Source organism: Enterococcus sp. C57, assembly GCF_040887305.1.
Taxonomy (GTDB): domain Bacteria; phylum Bacillota; class Bacilli; order Lactobacillales; family Enterococcaceae; genus Enterococcus_B; species Enterococcus_B hirae.
The window spans coordinates 250,493-265,450 of the sequence record NZ_JBFOFP010000001.1 but is presented as its reverse complement, the minus strand read 5'-3'; the positions used below and the strand labels follow the sequence as shown (position 1 = coordinate 265,450).

The 14,958-nt window shown below is 38.1% G+C and carries 16 protein-coding genes; 2 read left to right on the top strand and 14 right to left on the bottom strand.

Annotated elements, in window-relative coordinates; translation table 11 throughout:
* Positions 1 to 8: 8 nt before the first annotated feature.
* The 7 genes from murD to AB5M32_RS01170 form a co-directional block, all read right to left on the bottom strand.
* On the bottom strand, positions 9 to 1,379 hold the full coding sequence (gene murD / locus AB5M32_RS01200) for a UDP-N-acetylmuramoyl-L-alanine--D-glutamate ligase (protein ID WP_368016270.1): 1,371 nt from the start codon (positions 1,377 to 1,379) through the stop codon (positions 9 to 11).
* A gap of 13 nt (positions 1,380 to 1,392) precedes the next feature.
* Positions 1,393 to 2,355 (bottom strand): phospho-N-acetylmuramoyl-pentapeptide-transferase, encoded by a 963-nt coding sequence (gene mraY, locus AB5M32_RS01195; RefSeq protein WP_010719780.1) that lies wholly within the window; start codon positions 2,353 to 2,355, stop codon positions 1,393 to 1,395.
* A gap of 26 nt (positions 2,356 to 2,381) precedes the next feature.
* Positions 2,382 to 4,574, bottom strand: a complete 2,193-nt coding sequence (locus tag AB5M32_RS01190) for a penicillin-binding transpeptidase domain-containing protein (protein ID WP_010719781.1) — start codon at positions 4,572 to 4,574, stop codon at positions 2,382 to 2,384.
* Entirely contained in the window at positions 4,575 to 4,970 is a 396-nt protein-coding gene (ftsL, locus tag AB5M32_RS01185) for a cell division protein FtsL (RefSeq protein WP_010719782.1), read from the bottom strand.
* Between the two features lie 4 nt (positions 4,971 to 4,974).
* Positions 4,975 to 5,934, bottom strand: coding sequence for a 16S rRNA (cytosine(1402)-N(4))-methyltransferase RsmH (rsmH, locus tag AB5M32_RS01180; protein WP_053766114.1), 960 nt, complete (start codon positions 5,932 to 5,934; stop codon positions 4,975 to 4,977).
* 20 nt (positions 5,935 to 5,954) lie between these two features.
* Complete coding sequence (mraZ, locus tag AB5M32_RS01175) at positions 5,955 to 6,386, bottom strand: division/cell wall cluster transcriptional repressor MraZ (protein WP_014834189.1); 432 nt, start codon at positions 6,384 to 6,386, stop codon at positions 5,955 to 5,957.
* Positions 6,387 to 6,557: 171 nt separating this feature from the next.
* On the bottom strand, positions 6,558 to 6,926 hold the full coding sequence (locus AB5M32_RS01170) for a DUF3397 domain-containing protein (protein WP_010719785.1): 369 nt from the start codon (positions 6,924 to 6,926) through the stop codon (positions 6,558 to 6,560).
* A gap of 255 nt (positions 6,927 to 7,181) precedes the next feature.
* Here AB5M32_RS01170 and AB5M32_RS01165 point away from each other — a divergent pair, with 255 nt between their 5' ends.
* Both AB5M32_RS01165 and AB5M32_RS01160 read left to right on the top strand, forming a co-directional pair.
* On the top strand, positions 7,182 to 8,138 hold the full coding sequence (locus tag AB5M32_RS01165; RefSeq protein ID WP_368024246.1) for a magnesium transporter CorA family protein: 957 nt from the start codon (positions 7,182 to 7,184) through the stop codon (positions 8,136 to 8,138).
* 69 nt (positions 8,139 to 8,207) lie between these two features.
* Entirely contained in the window at positions 8,208 to 8,324 is a 117-nt protein-coding gene (locus AB5M32_RS01160) for a DUF4044 domain-containing protein (RefSeq protein ID WP_010719787.1), read from the top strand.
* Positions 8,325 to 8,543: 219 nt separating this feature from the next.
* Here the strand turns inward: AB5M32_RS01160 and recN are convergent, their stop codons facing one another.
* The 7 genes from recN to AB5M32_RS01125 form a co-directional block, all read right to left on the bottom strand.
* On the bottom strand, positions 8,544 to 10,223 hold the full coding sequence (gene recN, locus AB5M32_RS01155; RefSeq protein WP_368024245.1) for a DNA repair protein RecN: 1,680 nt from the start codon (positions 10,221 to 10,223) through the stop codon (positions 8,544 to 8,546).
* Between the two features lie 17 nt (positions 10,224 to 10,240).
* On the bottom strand, positions 10,241 to 10,690 hold the full coding sequence (gene argR, locus AB5M32_RS01150) for an arginine repressor (protein ID WP_010719789.1): 450 nt from the start codon (positions 10,688 to 10,690) through the stop codon (positions 10,241 to 10,243).
* Positions 10,691 to 10,789: 99 nt separating this feature from the next.
* The gene (locus AB5M32_RS01145; protein ID WP_010738204.1) at positions 10,790 to 11,608 is read right to left on the bottom strand and encodes a TlyA family RNA methyltransferase; all 819 of its coding nucleotides are present in this window, start codon (positions 11,606 to 11,608) and stop codon (positions 10,790 to 10,792) included.
* 14 nt (positions 11,609 to 11,622) lie between these two features.
* Complete coding sequence (locus tag AB5M32_RS01140; protein ID WP_368024244.1) at positions 11,623 to 12,507, bottom strand: polyprenyl synthetase family protein; 885 nt, start codon at positions 12,505 to 12,507, stop codon at positions 11,623 to 11,625.
* Positions 12,507 to 12,731, bottom strand: coding sequence for an exodeoxyribonuclease VII small subunit (locus tag AB5M32_RS01135; RefSeq protein ID WP_010719792.1), 225 nt, complete (start codon positions 12,729 to 12,731; stop codon positions 12,507 to 12,509). Before AB5M32_RS01135 ends, AB5M32_RS01140 begins: the two co-directional genes overlap by 1 nt.
* 5 nt (positions 12,732 to 12,736) lie before the next feature.
* On the bottom strand, positions 12,737 to 14,077 hold the full coding sequence (gene xseA, locus AB5M32_RS01130) for an exodeoxyribonuclease VII large subunit (protein ID WP_034698802.1): 1,341 nt from the start codon (positions 14,075 to 14,077) through the stop codon (positions 12,737 to 12,739).
* Positions 14,078 to 14,923 (bottom strand): bifunctional methylenetetrahydrofolate dehydrogenase/methenyltetrahydrofolate cyclohydrolase, encoded by an 846-nt coding sequence (locus AB5M32_RS01125; RefSeq protein WP_063626747.1) that lies wholly within the window; start codon positions 14,921 to 14,923, stop codon positions 14,078 to 14,080.
* Between the last annotated feature and the right edge of the window lie 35 nt (positions 14,924 to 14,958).

Sequence of the window (14,958 nt, the reverse complement as noted above, 5' to 3'; positions counted from 1 at the left end):
GCTCGTTTCTACTTTTGTATAGTTAGTTTATTGACAGCTTCCATAAACCGTTCGCCTCTAATTTCAAAATTAGGGTATTGATCCCAACTTGCATTTGCTGGGGACAATAAGATCGAATCACCCTCTTCACTCAATTCAAGGGCGATCGGTACAGCGGCTTCTGCGTTTTCAGCTGCCTTGATCACAGGGATACCTGCTTTCTTGCCGGCATCCGCTAATCTATTTTGAGTTTCCCCAAAAGTGATCAACGCTTTGATGCCTTTTAAAGCTGGTATCAACTCATCAAATGAATTTCCCCGATCCAGACCTCCAGCGATTAATACTAATTGATCTAACTGAAAACCACTTAATGCCATTTTAGTAGCTAAAATATTAGTTGCTTTTGAATCGTTATAAAACTTCCTTCCTTGAAATTCCCCCACATACTGTGTACGATGCGGTACTCCATGGAAATGGTGTAAAGCATTTTTGATCGCTTCATTTGAGATACCATATAATTTAGCAACTGAGATGGCAGCTAGTGCGTTCTCAACATTGTGTGAACCAGGAACACCCAATTCTGTAATATCCATGATTTGTTCTTGGTTATAGTAGATACTACCATCTAAAGAATAGGCACCTTTAGGTAGTTTTTGTTCCGTCGCAAAAGGTAACACCGTTGCTTTAGTCTTTTTGCTGAGTTCTCTTAACTCTTCTTGATTCCAATTCAAAATCAAATAATCTTTCTCTGTCATATTCTGTTGTAAATGCCATTTTGCTTTTACATATTCTTTTCTCGTTTTGTGGTAATCGATATGAGCCTCATAAATATTGGTTACTACTGCTACATGGGGACGAAAATCAGTGATTCCCATCAATTGGAAACTAGATAGTTCCATAACGATTTTATCGTCAGCTGTTGCTTCTTGCGCCACACTACTAGCTGGATAACCGATATTCCCGGCTAGGCGAGCTGTTCCTGGCAAATCACCAGCGTTCAATAACAAGCCTGTCATAGTTGTTGTTGTTGTTTTACCATTTGTTCCCGTAATCCCAATAATCGGACATTCCGCTACCTCGTAAGCTAATTCCACTTCCGTAATTACCGGAATACCCAGTTCTTGTGCTTTTTGAACAAATGGATGACTATACGGAATCCCCGGATTTTTCACCATCAAAGAAAATTCTTCATCCAATAATTCAATCGGATGGCTTCCAGCAATCACTTTGACTCCCAGTGATAGCAACTCTTGTGCTTCTGGATTTTCATCAAACGGCTTTCCGTCATTAACAGTGACAAGTGCGCCCAACTCATGTAACAGTTTGGCCGCACTAAATCCACTTTTCGCTAATCCAAGAACAAGGACTTTTTTGTTTTCATATGTTGAAATTTTTTTCATTTCCTGTCATCTCCTACCAAATGAACCATAGTGTTATTAAAGAAGTTACAATACTTACTAACCAAAAAATGATGTCGATCTTCCATTCCGACCAACCACACATTTCAAAATGATGATGGATAGGAGACATTTTGAAGATACGTTTTCCTGTTAATTTGAAAGAAGTAACTTGAAGCATCACACTTGCTGTCTCCATAACATAAATCAAACCAACTAATAACAATGTCCATTCTTGGTTTAACATAATAGAAATTGCTGCCAATAATCCACCTAATGCCAGAGAACCAACATCGCCCATGAATATTTTGGCTGGTTTACGATTATAAGCAAAAAAGCCAAGTAACCCACCAAGCACACTTAAACAAATAACTAAGACATCATATTGTTGCTGATGCCAAGCAATGATCCCGTACGTTGCAAAAGAGATCGTTCCTAGTCCAGCAACTAATCCGTCGATCCCATCTGTCAGATTAACCGCGTTTGAAAAACCAACAAGCCAGAAAATAGCAAATACCCCATAGAATAGTCCAAGTGGCAACTCTATTCCAAAGAAATTTAACGTACCAGGATAGCCTTCTGAACGATAGACAAGATAAAAAATAATTCCGCCAATGATCTGCCCTAGCAGTTTTTGTTTAGAGTTTAGCCCCATGTTTCGTTTTTTAAAGATTTTAATGAAATCATCTAAAAATCCGATCACACCATATAAAGCTAAAACAAATAGTAGGATGAAAAGAGTAGGCGTCAACTGATTTTGCCAAGCGCCAACCCAAATTCCGGTTAATATTGCTGCAACTAAAAACACCAATCCACCCATCGTTGGAGTTCCGGCTTTTACATTATGCCATTTTGGTCCTTCTTCACGAATCGCCTGCCCTTGTTTTTTCATTTGAAAATACCCAATAAATAGTGGCATTGCTGCAATAGTCATTGCACAACTACTAACGATAGGAATCAATGCTTGTGTCCACTCCATACTCTTTTTCTCTCCCAATTCTATTCTTATTCTTCTAATGTAAAACTTAATTTTTTATCAGTGATTTTTTCATAGGGTGCTAAACTTTGCTCCTTACAGTAACCATCGCCATGGAAGGTGACTTCAACCCCTAAGATTTTCCCTAACTTCATAATATCTGCTTTGGACCAATCGGTGACATCAGGCATTAGCTTTTCTCCGCCTGTATACAAGATCAGTTTTTCGCCAGAAATCAATTGATCACCATTTGCAGTAGATTGTTTCTTCACTTTTTTCCCATCACCAACAACGATAGGTTGCAATCCACTTTTCTGTGCATCTGCTGCGGCAACGTCAGCACTTAGATTACGGTAATCTGCTACAGTGATTTTTTCTGTTTTTGCTTCTGGTGAATTTTCTTCTTCACTTTCTTGGAAGTCCATCGCACGTTTCATCAATGGATTAGCGATTTTAGCTAAAGCCATTCGATCGTAAGTCTTAGGATGTTTCATCGTAATGTATAAAACATACTCTGGATCTTCAGATGGAACCATTTCGACGATGGAATATAAGTATGCTGTATCGCCAGTTTGGTACCCACCTTTATCAGAAGCAATCTGTGCCGTACCAGTTTTAGCTGAAACATTATAACCCGGCACACTATATACCCCATATGCACTACCATAATTTTCGCTTTCAACTACGTCACGCATATATTCTCGTACTTTTTCGGTCGTTTCTTTTGAAAATGGTTGCCCTAAAACTTCCGTTTGCGTTGTACGCTCTTCATTCGTTGCAGGATCTACAACTTTACTGATGTAGCGTGGTTGGATCATCGTTCCATTATTTGCGACGGAAGTGAAAGCTTTCATCATTTGGAAATTTGTAACACCAATCGCTTGCCCATAAGAACTCATTGCGCGGTCAACGATATTTTCTGTTGGCAAAGCACCATTTACTTCATCATCTAGACCTGAATGAGTACTTTGACCAAAGCCTAATTTTTGTAGGTAGTTGTACCAAGTACCGCCCATTCGTTGTTCCAGCATTACCATCCCAACATTACTTGACCAAGATAACGCTTGTCGCATCGTAAGAACTCCTTTTGCGCCAAAATCGTGGTCGTTGATCGTCGCGTCAGCAACTTTTATTTTCCCAGATTGGTACGTTTCATTCTCATTGAATTTCCCTTCTTGGATCGCTGCTGCAGTCGTGAAGACTTTCATAGTTGAACCAGGCTCATAGCTATCTTGCACTAAGAAATTACGCCAAACAGCATCCTTGCCGGTTAAGCCTTCCATCGTTTCAGGATTAAAAGTAGGTCGTTGACCCATTGCTAGAATTTCTCCAGTTTTCGCTTTCATCAACATGGCTGTTAATTCTTCTGGCTGGTATTCTTCATTCACTTGATCCATAAGCGTTTCAAGATAACTTTGTAAACGACTATCCAACGTCGTATAGATATCTTGTCCGTCAACTGCTTTCACTTCTTCTGCCACTGTTCCTGGTAGAGGATTTTGGTAGTTGTCTTTTTGGTAAACGATCTTCCCATTTTTACCACTTAAAATATCATTATAAGCAGCTTCTAGTCCGAGCTTTCCAACTAAGCCATTTTCATTTTTATCTGGAACAGCATAGCCGATAAAGTGGGAAGCAAATTCGCCGTTAGGATACATCCGTGCGGGATGATCTTCAAAATACAGACCGACTACTCCTGCTTTCTTCATATCGTCTTCTATATTCTGTTTGGTCTCTTGACTGATATTTTTTCCATAAGAACCAAATTCAACTTGATATAGATTATTTTTGGCGCCATCTTTTAAGATTTGTAAGGCATCGTTCTTTTCTATAGAGAGATTTTTATTTAGTATCTCGGCGATTTTGTCAAAGTTCTTTTCTTCGGCATACAATTTTTTGTCACCAGAAGTATAAGTTTTTGAAAGGATTGCTTTGATTGAGTAAGAAGTGGCATCTTCTGCCAAAGCGACCCCATTCCGATCATAGATCGTTCCTCGTTTTGCTTTTACGACCTCGCTCCCTTTGTAAAGTTGTTCGGTCTTTTCTGCCAAAGAGGTTCCTGCCACGTGACCACCGATCACGATATAAGAAAAACGAACGGCAAATAAAAAGAACAATCCAATACTCGTAGCAAATAAAATGATACCTACTTTTTTGCGATTGTTCGTCGGATTTAGATTTTTCTTTTCCATAAACCGCCGGAATTTATTTTTAAGACTCATTTACTTCACTTTCCTTAAATTGTCGTCATTGATTGACAACCCTTTTTCTTCTGCGATTTTTTTGATTCGTTCAGTACGTGATAATTCATTTTTTTCCTGTACTAAACTAGTTTTTTCTTGGTTTTTTTGAGTGATCTCTGTTTGAATCGTTGTGATTGCTTTTTCGACACCACTGATATTTGTTCGTAACATGACTGTTAAGACACATAGTGCGATCACTGAAAAAATAATACTTACTACTGCTAATTTTTCTAAAACAGAAATATGTTTTAGGCGTTTAGCCGGTGATTGAGGGCGTACGATTTCTTGATTTGAATCTGGCAATTGTTGTTCTGGTTGATCAACCACTTCTGGTAAATCATATGGATATTCTTGGACTTTTTTTAATTCTGCCATTACGCTACTCCTCTTTCACTCGTATTTTTTCAGCAATCCGTAATTTTGCACTACGTGATCGATTATTTTCACTTAGTTCTTCTTCTGATGGAAGAATCGGTTTTCGATTAATCAACTTCAGCTCTGGCTGAAATTCTTCAGGAACAACCGGTAATCCGGGTGGTAAATCTTGAACGGTACTGTATTCTTTGAACATACTTTTGACAATTCGATCTTCTAATGAATGGAAGGTGATCACACTGATTCTTCCATTGATTTTTAATAGCCGAATCGCCTGTTCTAATGAAGCTTCTTCTGCACCTAATTCATCATTTACTGCAATTCTTATTGCTTGGAAAATTCGTTTAGCTGGGTGTCCACCTTTTCTTCTTGCTGGTGCAGGAATCACATCTTTAATGATTTCTACTAATTCACCAGTTGTTTGGATCGGATGGATTTTTCTTACTCGTTCAATTTCTCGAGCAATTTGTTTAGAAAATTTTTCTTCGCCATAACGAAAGAAGATTTTTACTAATTCATTATAGGAATACTCATTAACAACGTCATACGCTGACAGAGGTGCTGATTGATCCATACGCATATCCAAAGGAGCATCCTGATGATAACTAAAACCTCGTTCAGCTTCATCTAATTGTGGAGAAGATACGCCTAAATCATACAAAATACCATCGACTTGAGGAACATGCTCTTTTATCTTTGCTTCTAATTCACGAAAATTCGCTTTGATAAAAGTAACCATACCTTTTTCAATGTATGGGGCTAACCGTACTTTTGCATGATCAATGGCTTTTTGATCCTGATCGAATGCATAAAGGTGCCCGTTTGTATTTAATTGGCTCAAAAGATATTCACTATGTCCGGCACCGCCTAGTGTACAGTCTACATAAATGCCATCTGGTTTGATGTTCAAGCCATCTACCGTTTCTTTCAACATGACTGTATAGTGTTGAAATGTCTCAGTCATTAGTCAGCCTCTTCCTATTCTTATAGTCCAAAATCAATCATATTTTCAGCAATTTCATCAAAGTTTTCTGCTGCCACTTCAGAAAATTCTTGCCATCGTGCCTCATCCCAAATCTCGATTCGATTGGATACACCAATGACAACACATTCTTTCGTTAAAGCAGCGTAGTTTCTTAATGTACTGGGAATGTTGATCCGTCCTTGTTTGTCTAATTCACATTCAGTGGCTGCCGAGTAAAAAAAACGCACAAAAGTTCGAGCATCTTTTTTCGCTAAAGGCATGTCGTTCAGTTTTGTTTCTAAATTCGCCCATTCTTTCATTGGATAGCCAAAAAGACAGCCATCTAATCCACGAGTGAGAACGAATTGTTCACCTAACTCTTCACGAAGTTTTGAAGGTACGATCATACGACCTTTTGTATCAATATTATGCCGAAATTCGCCCATGAACATTGAAACTACCCCCATCTCTCCACTAACTAAAATTAGTCTACCACAATCCCCCACTTTCTACCACCTTTTATGGGAAATCAGAGAATAACTTTTTTATTAGTAAAAAAAATTTTAAGAATCAAGCTGTAAAAAGTCTTTAAAAAGTCTTTTTACAGCTTGATTGGCTTTTTATCAAAGATACGAGAGAAGATTTAAGACGATTAAAACGACATAAAAACCACTTGTTAACAAGAAAGCTAGACGCCAAGTCATTTTAAGATAACGTGAATAGATAATTTCATCATAGTAATATGCCTGAAATACAGCGATACAAATCGCCATCAACAAAAGTGAAATCATAAAGAAAGGCAGGAAGGAAACTGTCGCAGAATTGCGTGACAATGCATGCATCCCTCCCCATAAAAAAGGAACGGCAAGATCAGGCGCTTTGATTTTAAAACGACGATCTAATGAAAAAATTTTCACTAAAAAATTACAGCCAAACAACACGATGGCTGGAAAGATATACCAAAATAAAACAAGTGGCGTAAAAGTGCCCATCTAACAAAACTCCCTTTCATAGTTGGTTCAAGTATACCTGATGTATTTTACACAACTATTTCATTTATTTTAAATTTATAAAGTTTTCTACTATTTTTACTTCTTAGATAAAGATCTAATCCAAATTGTATGAGTCCACTCCTTTAATACTACCTTTTTCCTGTTCCTAGCCAATCCCATTTTCCAAGCTCTTTCACTGTGTTCTATTCTGATATTCGTTATAATAGATGAAAGAGCGTATTAGGAGGTTCAAAAATGATCAAGTATTTTTCTATCGAGAATCGACAATTGGTCAATACTCAAAAAGAAACAGCAGATACGATTTGGTATTGCGTCGAACGTCCGAGTGAAGATGAAATCCAGCAAATCACACACCAATTTCAAATTCCGTCTGATTACATTACTTCTATTTTAGACGATGCTGAAAATTCACGAGAAGAAGAATTTAATCAGACCAAATTAACAAAACCAGCGTTATTATTATTGCAATACCCGTTTCCAAAAACAAGCCCAAGTGGCTATTTTCAAGTAGATACTTACCCTTTTTCTATTATTGTGACACCTAAAAAAAAGCTTATCACAATTACGAATCATGAACCACTCTTTTTGAAAAAAGTATTTAGTCAAGCTTTTACTGAAAATGATTTACCAGCCAACTTAAATATCTTCATGCAATTATTGTGGCAAATTACTTTTTCCTACAATACTTATCTCAGCACCTTACAATCACAATGCGATGTCTTGGAAAAACAATTGCGTGTCTCAACAGAAAATAGTCAACTGTATCAAATCATGGATATCCAAAAAAGCTTGGTTTATTTCAAAGAAGCAACCACGGCTAACTTGACCACTTTAAAAACCTTAGTAAAAAACAAAACGATCCAAGAAAACCACGCTTTAAAAAATCATCTCCATGATGTGATTATTGAAACCGAACAATCACGCACTACCGCTCGAATTCAATTAAAACTAGTTGAACAAATGAATCAAACCTTTTCAGCGATTGTTTCTAATAATCTAAACAATATTATGAAAATTTTAACTTCTCTAACGATCATCTTAACGATCCCGACCATCATTGGTAGTCTATATGGAATGAATATCAAGCTTCCTATTGCAGGAAGGGACGATGCGTTTTTATGGATTATTCTACTGATGATTTTTATCAGTATCGCTACTGCTTATTATTTAAAAAAGGGAAAGTTTTTGTAACCGTCCCCTTGTGAAGAAAAGTAAAAGGAGTTAAACTAAAGACAACTAAAAAATTTCGAGGTAAAAATTATGCGCGAGAATAAACAAACAAGTACTTTTTCAAAAATCACTAAATTCGTTGTTTGGACCATGTTGATCTTAACGATTGGTTCAGTTGTCTTGACTGCAGTTATGAGTGTCATGTAAGAATGGCTTAAAAAACAAGTCCCGCACTTCCTAAAAAGAAGTGCGGGACTTGTTTTTTACCCTGCTAGGAAAGAATGTTCGCTTGCTAATGGTTCGTTTTTTATAAGAAAGCCAAGTGTCGTTTTAGTTGCTGCCATACAAGTAGCATCTCTGAGTCAAATAACTGTTCATTCTAAGATATCCTCTTCTCTTAGACTGCTCAGGCTTCTACCTATTTTTCTATTTACTTGCTAAGCGTAATAATTCTTTGGCATGCTCGACTGTTAGTGGGGTAATTTCACTTCCAGCTAACATTCGGGCAATTTCGGTTTCTCGTTGTGTGGGTTGTAGTTCGGTAACCGATGTTTGGGTACGCCCATCAATGACTTCTTTTTGAATATAGTATTGAAAATCGGCAACTGCAGCGACTTGCGGTAGATGGGTAATACACAAAACTTGTGAGTGACATGAGATCTGTGAGATCTTATCTGCAATCGCTTGGGCAACTCGACCGCTTACTCCTGTATCCACTTCATCAAAAATGATACTAGTCACACCTTGTTCTGAAGAAAAAATAGTTTTTAACGCCAACAACATACGTGATAGTTCCCCGCCTGAGGCAACTTTTACTAATGGCTTCAATGGTTCTCCAGGATTTGTGGTTATGTAAAATTCCACTTGGTCCAATCCATTAGCATCTAATTGTCCATTTTTTTCAGATGAAAAACGGACTTCAAACTCCGTGTTTTCCATATACAGACTTTTTAATTCCGTTAAGATTGATTTTTCTAGTTCTTTAGCGATTTTTTTTCTTGTTTTATGCAGTGCTAATGCTTGTTCTTGCAAGAACGTTTCTTTTTCAGTTAATTCCAGTTGCATTTTTTCTAGTTGACCTTCTGAGAAATCAGAAGAATCCAGTTCTTTAGTGATTTCTTCGTAATAATCAAGGATTGCTTCCACTGACTCCCCATATTTGCGTTTCAACTGACGAATCAATTCAAGCCGTTGATTGACTTCTTCTAATCGGTTTTCATCCAATTCCAACAGATCAATTTGGCGACTCATGTCACCAATGGCATCTTGAAGTAAATAATAAGCACTTTGAACATTCTCAACGATTGCTTCATATTCATTATCTAGATGAGCAATGCTTTGTAGTTCAGAAACAGCTAAACCAACGTTATCCACACTACTGGGTTCTCCCGCACTCAATGCACTATAACCACTAGCAAAACTATCCACGATCTTTTGATAATTGCTTAATTTTTCTCTTTCCTCGCTTAACTGTTCCTCTTCGCCAACTTGTAAATCAGCTGCTGCGATTTCTTCTTGTTGAAAATGAAGCATGTCGATCCGTTGAACAAATGATTTTTCATTTTGTTGGACTTTCCGCATTTTTCGTTCGAGCTCACGATAGATAGCATACTCTTTTTGATATTTTTTCTTTTGTTGTTGAAAAGTACGATCACCAAAACGATCCAATAAATTTAAATGGGCTTCTGGTTGTAATAGCTCCTGGTGTTCATTTTGTCCTTGAATATCAACTAGATAACTTCCGATCCTTCTAAGGTTTGCCAGCGTAACAATATGTCCATTGACTCGGCAGACATTTTTACCCGTTAATGCCATATCACGACGAACAATCAAGTTATCACCATCTGATTCGATGCCAAGTTCTTCCATCAATTCAGTAAATCCTTCTTGACTTGGCCATTCAAACAACCCTTCTAAGATACACTTATCGGCTCCTTGGCGAATATAATCACTGGAGCCTCTACCACCAGCCAGTAATCCAAGGGCATCAATGATAATCGATTTACCTGCCCCGGTCTCGCCAGTTAGAGCTGTCATTCCTTTATGGAAAGACAAATGCAATTCCGGAATAATCGCAAAATTAGTAATACTGATCTCTTGTAACAAGGCAACCACTCCTCAACTCAAAGGTAATGTAAAAAATCCATTTTCAATGCAACTGCATCTTCTTCTGTTCGTGTGATCATCAACACATTATCGTCATCATTAATGATGGAAAACAATTCTTTTTTATATCTTTTATCAATTAAATTAGCCGCAGCAGAAGCGTTGCCTGGTAAAGTTTTTAAAATGACAAATTTTTCCATTTGATCAACAGCCACAAATGCATCTTTCAATAACTTTTCTAATTTCGTACTAACGTCTTCAGTAGTTTCTGCAGGAAGACTATAGCGATAACCTCCATCAGCTGCAGGAACTTTGATGAGTTTGAGTTCTTTGATATCTCTGGAAATCGTTGCCTGCGTCACTGAAATCCCTTTGTTTTTCAGGATCTCCACAAATTCTTCTTGTTTTCTGATATCATTTTCATTTAGTAGCCGGGTAATCAAACGATGCCGATCTTTTTTTCGCATACGTTCTTCGCTCCTTTACGTATTCTTCCTTACTATGATAGCTTATTTCAAACGCTTAATAAAGAAGAATCCGCTGTCTTCTTTATTGCTTGCCCGTCATTATTTGTGGTTAAACTGGTTGTGGGCTTCTTGGACGATCTTTTCGGGCGCCACATCTGGAGATAACGTTCCTTGATCAGAAACTTTTTTCAAATGGGCTAAAAATTCAATGTTCCCTTCTCCACCGGTTATTGGCGAATAACTTAAATCTAATACATCATACCCATGCATCGCAGCAAAGTGTAAAATATCCTCAATCACTTGTACATGCGTTTGAGGGTCACGAACGATCCCATTCTTGCCAACTGCTTCTTTCCCCGCTTCAAATTGTGGTTTGATCAAAGCAATCACTTCGCCACCGTCAACTAAAATTTCGTGTAATGGCACTAACATCAAACGTAAAGAAATGAATGATACATCAATGACGGCAATCTCTGGGGTTCCTTCTTGAAAATCTTCTGGTTTGGCATAACGAAAATTCGCTCTTTCCATTACTACAACTCGTTCATCTTGTCTGATTTTCCAAGCTAATTGATTATACCCAACATCCAGAGCATAACTCATTTTTGCACCATTTTGTAAAGCCGCATCGGTAAAACCACCCGTTGATGCTCCAATATCCAATAATATTTTACCTTCTACAGATAAATCAAAGACCTTTAGTGCCTTTTCTAATTTCAATCCTCCACGAGAAACATAAGGTAATTTTTTGCCTTTGATCTGTAATTCACTACTTACAGGGATTTTTTCCCCTGGCTTATCGAAACGTTCATTTTTTTCGTTATAGATCAAACCAGCCATAACTGAACGTTTGGCTTGCTCTCTCGTTTCAAACAAGCCTTGTTTGACTGCTAAAACGTCTACGCGTTCTTTTTCCATTTTTTTCTCCATTTCTATACACTGAATTGCTGAACTAATTGACGTAAAAGTTGCCCATCAAATGAACACACCGTTTGTTCTAACTGATCAATCATTCGATTCGCCGCATCAATCTCATTTTCAAGTGCGCTTTTTGTTTCTTCGATACCTAATAAACCTGGATAAGTCGTTTTTTCCATTTTAGCATCTTTACCAGCTGTTTTACCTAATACTTCAGTCGTGCTAACCACATCGAGCAGATCATCACGGATTTGAAAAGCAAGGCCTAGATGACTGGCTAATTTTTGTAGGCTAGCTAAAACTTCCTCCGGTTGATTTGCTAATACTCCTCCCGCTAATAAAGCGTAGTGCATCAAGCGACCAGTTTTTCTTTCGTGAATAAACATTAATTCCTCTAATGTTAATTGTTTTGTTTCTCCCTCGATATCCGCTGCTTGACCAGCAACCATCCCTTGGGTACCAGCATTGATTGCTAATTGTTGCAGCAGTAAAAGTTTTGGTGAGTTTGCTAAATGAGCCATACTGATGAGTTGAAAGGCACCTGTCAATAACCCATCTCCTGCTAAAATAGCCAGTGCTTCCCCGTAGACTTTATGGTTTGTTGGTTTCCCGCGGCGTAGATCATCATTGTCCATTGCCGGAAGATCATCGTGAATCAACGAATACGTGTGGATCATTTCCAAAGCAGCTGCTACTTGATAAGTTGTTATATTGATCGATTCGCCAAACGCAGCTACTGTACTCAGTAAAAGCAAAGGACGAATCCGTTTGCCTCCAGCGCGAACGGAATAAAGCATACTTTCTTTCAACTGTTCATCAGAAGTGTAGTCATTTAGAAAAGAAACAATTTCTTCTTCTACAGAAGATAGATGGATCGTTGAAAAATCAGCCAACTTCATTATGCTTCCTCATTTCCTTCAAAAGTAACTTCTTCATTTGCCTCTGACATCATTTTCGTCAAGGTTTTTTCAGCTTTAGTTAAAGTATCTTGGCAATGTTTACTTAATTCCATTCCTCGTTTAAAAGCATCTAAAGCAGATTCTAAAGGTACATCACCTTGTTCTAATTCCATGACAATTTTTTCTAATTCTTGTAATGATTCCTCAAATGTCGGATTTTCCATATTGATCATTCTCCTTCTTCTACTTCTTGTACCGTAGCATTCACTTGTCCGTCTTGGTAATGGATCGTGATCGTATCCTCAGGCTTCATCTCTGTCACACTTTTCACGACACGACCTTCGATTGTTGTGTAATTGTATCCTCGCCCCATGATTTTCAACGGACTAAGCAAATCTAATGATTGAATCGCTTGTTGGAAACGTTGCTGCTGGCTCTGCATATATTGTTCCATTTTTTCAGCTAACCGCTTCTCTAAGTAGTCTGTTTCTTGCTTGGCAGATTTCACTCGATAAGTCGGTGCAACTTGTGCCAACTGATGGTTCAAACGAACCGTTTGTTTTTCTTTCAAATGATAAATTTGTTGTGTCGCTTGGAACAAGCGCTGTTTGAACTGATCAAGCTTAATTGTTTGTCCTTCATACAGACGTTCCGGTTGACGGAAAACATATGATTGTTTTGCTCGTTCAAAACGTTCTTGTTTGCGTTGAATTTGACGCAAAAAGGCCTGTTCAAGCCTTGCTTGCCGTTCTTTCAGCTTCAACAATACTTCAGATAAAACAGGAACAGCTAATTCAGCTGCCGCCGTCGGTGTGGCTGCTCGTACATCTGCTGCTAAATCAGCAATAGTAGTATCCGTCTCATGTCCAACTGAAGAAATCACAGGTGTTCGTGCCTCAAAGATGGCACGTGCTACTCTTTCTTCATTAAATGGCCACAAGTCTTCAATCGATCCGCCGCCACGTCCAATGATCATCGTGTCGAAATCTCCCAGTTCTTCAACACGACGGATATTTTCAACGATATTATCAGCTGCTTGATTTCCTTGCACCACCGTTGGGAATAGGACGAGTTGGGCGATGGGGTAACGTCTTTTGACAGTTGTGATGATATCTCGGATAACTGCACCGCTTGGACTGGTCAAAACTGCAATTCTTTTTGGAAAACGTGGAAGAGCTTGCTTATGTTCCGGCTTAAAAAGACCTTCTTTTCGCAATTTTTCTTTTCGTTCTTCTAATTCTTGATATAGCGCTCCTACACCATCAGGTTCCATGTGTTCAACGTAAATCTGATAAGAACCAGAAGCTTCATAAAGAGAGATCCGTCCGACAACTAATACTTTCATCCCTTCTTTGGGCTGGAACCGCAATTTTTGAAATGCACCTTTGAACATGATTGCTGAGATTTTTGCATGGTCATCTTTTAAACTAAAATATTGATGTGCATTTGCTCTCAAACGAAAATTCGAGATTTCACCTGTTAAATAGACCCTTTCAAGATAAGGGTCTACATCAAATTTCCTTTTTAAATACTTGGTTAATGTGGTTACTGTTAAATATTCTTGTGTCATCTACTCACCTGCTTCAGCAGCCAGCACGGTTTGATACATCAGCATCGTAATCGTCATAGGTCCTACTCCTTTAGGCACTGGAGTGATATAGCTTGCTAAAGGTTCTACTTCATCAAATTTTACATCACCGATTAATTTCCCATGCTCATCACGATTCATACCAACATCGATCACCACTGCGCCTGGTTTGATAAATTCCTTAGTAACAAAATGGCCTCGCCCAATCGCTACGACTAAAATATCAGCTTCTTTTGCAAGTTCAGCAAGGTTAGCCGTTTTTGAATGAGCAATCGTTACTGTAGCATCTGCCATCAATAATAATTGTGCCATTGGTTTCCCTACAATATTGCTACGTCCGATCACCAGCGCCCGCTTCCCTGCCAAATCGATATCATAAGCTGCGAACATTTTCATGATGCCATATGGCGTACAAGGAATCTTATCCGGGTTACCAGCTAATAATCGTCCTAAATTCATTGGATGAAAACCATCTACATCTTTTTTAGGATCAATTGCTAATAAGACTTTTTCTTCATCAATGTGTTTCGGCAATGGCAACTGAACAAGAATCCCGTGAAAATTTGGGTCTTGATTATATTTTTCGATTTCAGCTAACAACGTTTCTTCAGAGATCGTGCTTGGGTAACGTTCAACTTTTGAATGGATCCCGATTGATTTTGCGGAACGTTCTTTATTACGTACATAAACCTGACTGGCTGGATTTTCTCCTACTAATAAAACGACCAATCCGGGGGAGATCGATTTTGTTTTTAATTCGCTCACTTTTATCGCAATCTCTGCTTGCATTTTTTCAGCTAGTTCTTTTCCATTAATCAATTCTGCCATACGATCACTCCCAGATTTTTTTGTGCTTTCATTCT

Coding starts and splice junctions, on each gene's coding strand:
- AB5M32_RS01165 (WP_368024246.1), top strand. CDS start 7,182: ATGATCAAGTATTTTTCTATCGAGAATCGACAATTGGTCAATACTCAA.
- xseA (WP_034698802.1), bottom strand. CDS start 14,077: ATGACACAAGAATATTTAACAGTAACCACATTAACCAAGTATTTAAAA.
- argR (WP_010719789.1), bottom strand. CDS start 10,690: ATGCGAAAAAAAGATCGGCATCGTTTGATTACCCGGCTACTAAATGAA.
- AB5M32_RS01170 (WP_010719785.1), bottom strand. CDS start 6,926: ATGGGCACTTTTACGCCACTTGTTTTATTTTGGTATATCTTTCCAGCC.
- mraY (WP_010719780.1), bottom strand. CDS start 2,355: ATGGAGTGGACACAAGCATTGATTCCTATCGTTAGTAGTTGTGCAATG.
- AB5M32_RS01190 (WP_010719781.1), bottom strand. CDS start 4,574: ATGAGTCTTAAAAATAAATTCCGGCGGTTTATGGAAAAGAAAAATCTA.
- AB5M32_RS01140 (WP_368024244.1), bottom strand. CDS start 12,507: ATGAAGTTGGCTGATTTTTCAACGATCCATCTATCTTCTGTAGAAGAA.
- AB5M32_RS01145 (WP_010738204.1), bottom strand. CDS start 11,608: ATGGAAAAAGAACGCGTAGACGTTTTAGCAGTCAAACAAGGCTTGTTT.
- mraZ (WP_014834189.1), bottom strand. CDS start 6,386: ATGTTCATGGGCGAATTTCGGCATAATATTGATACAAAAGGTCGTATG.
- AB5M32_RS01160 (WP_010719787.1), top strand. CDS start 8,208: ATGCGCGAGAATAAACAAACAAGTACTTTTTCAAAAATCACTAAATTC.
- AB5M32_RS01125 (WP_063626747.1), bottom strand. CDS start 14,923: ATGGCAGAATTGATTAATGGAAAAGAACTAGCTGAAAAAATGCAAGCA.
- AB5M32_RS01135 (WP_010719792.1), bottom strand. CDS start 12,731: ATGGAAAATCCGACATTTGAGGAATCATTACAAGAATTAGAAAAAATT.
- ftsL (WP_010719782.1), bottom strand. CDS start 4,970: ATGGCAGAATTAAAAAAAGTCCAAGAATATCCATATGATTTACCAGAA.
- murD (WP_368016270.1), bottom strand. CDS start 1,379: ATGAAAAAAATTTCAACATATGAAAACAAAAAAGTCCTTGTTCTTGGA.
- rsmH (WP_053766114.1), bottom strand. CDS start 5,934: ATGACTGAGACATTTCAACACTATACAGTCATGTTGAAAGAAACGGTA.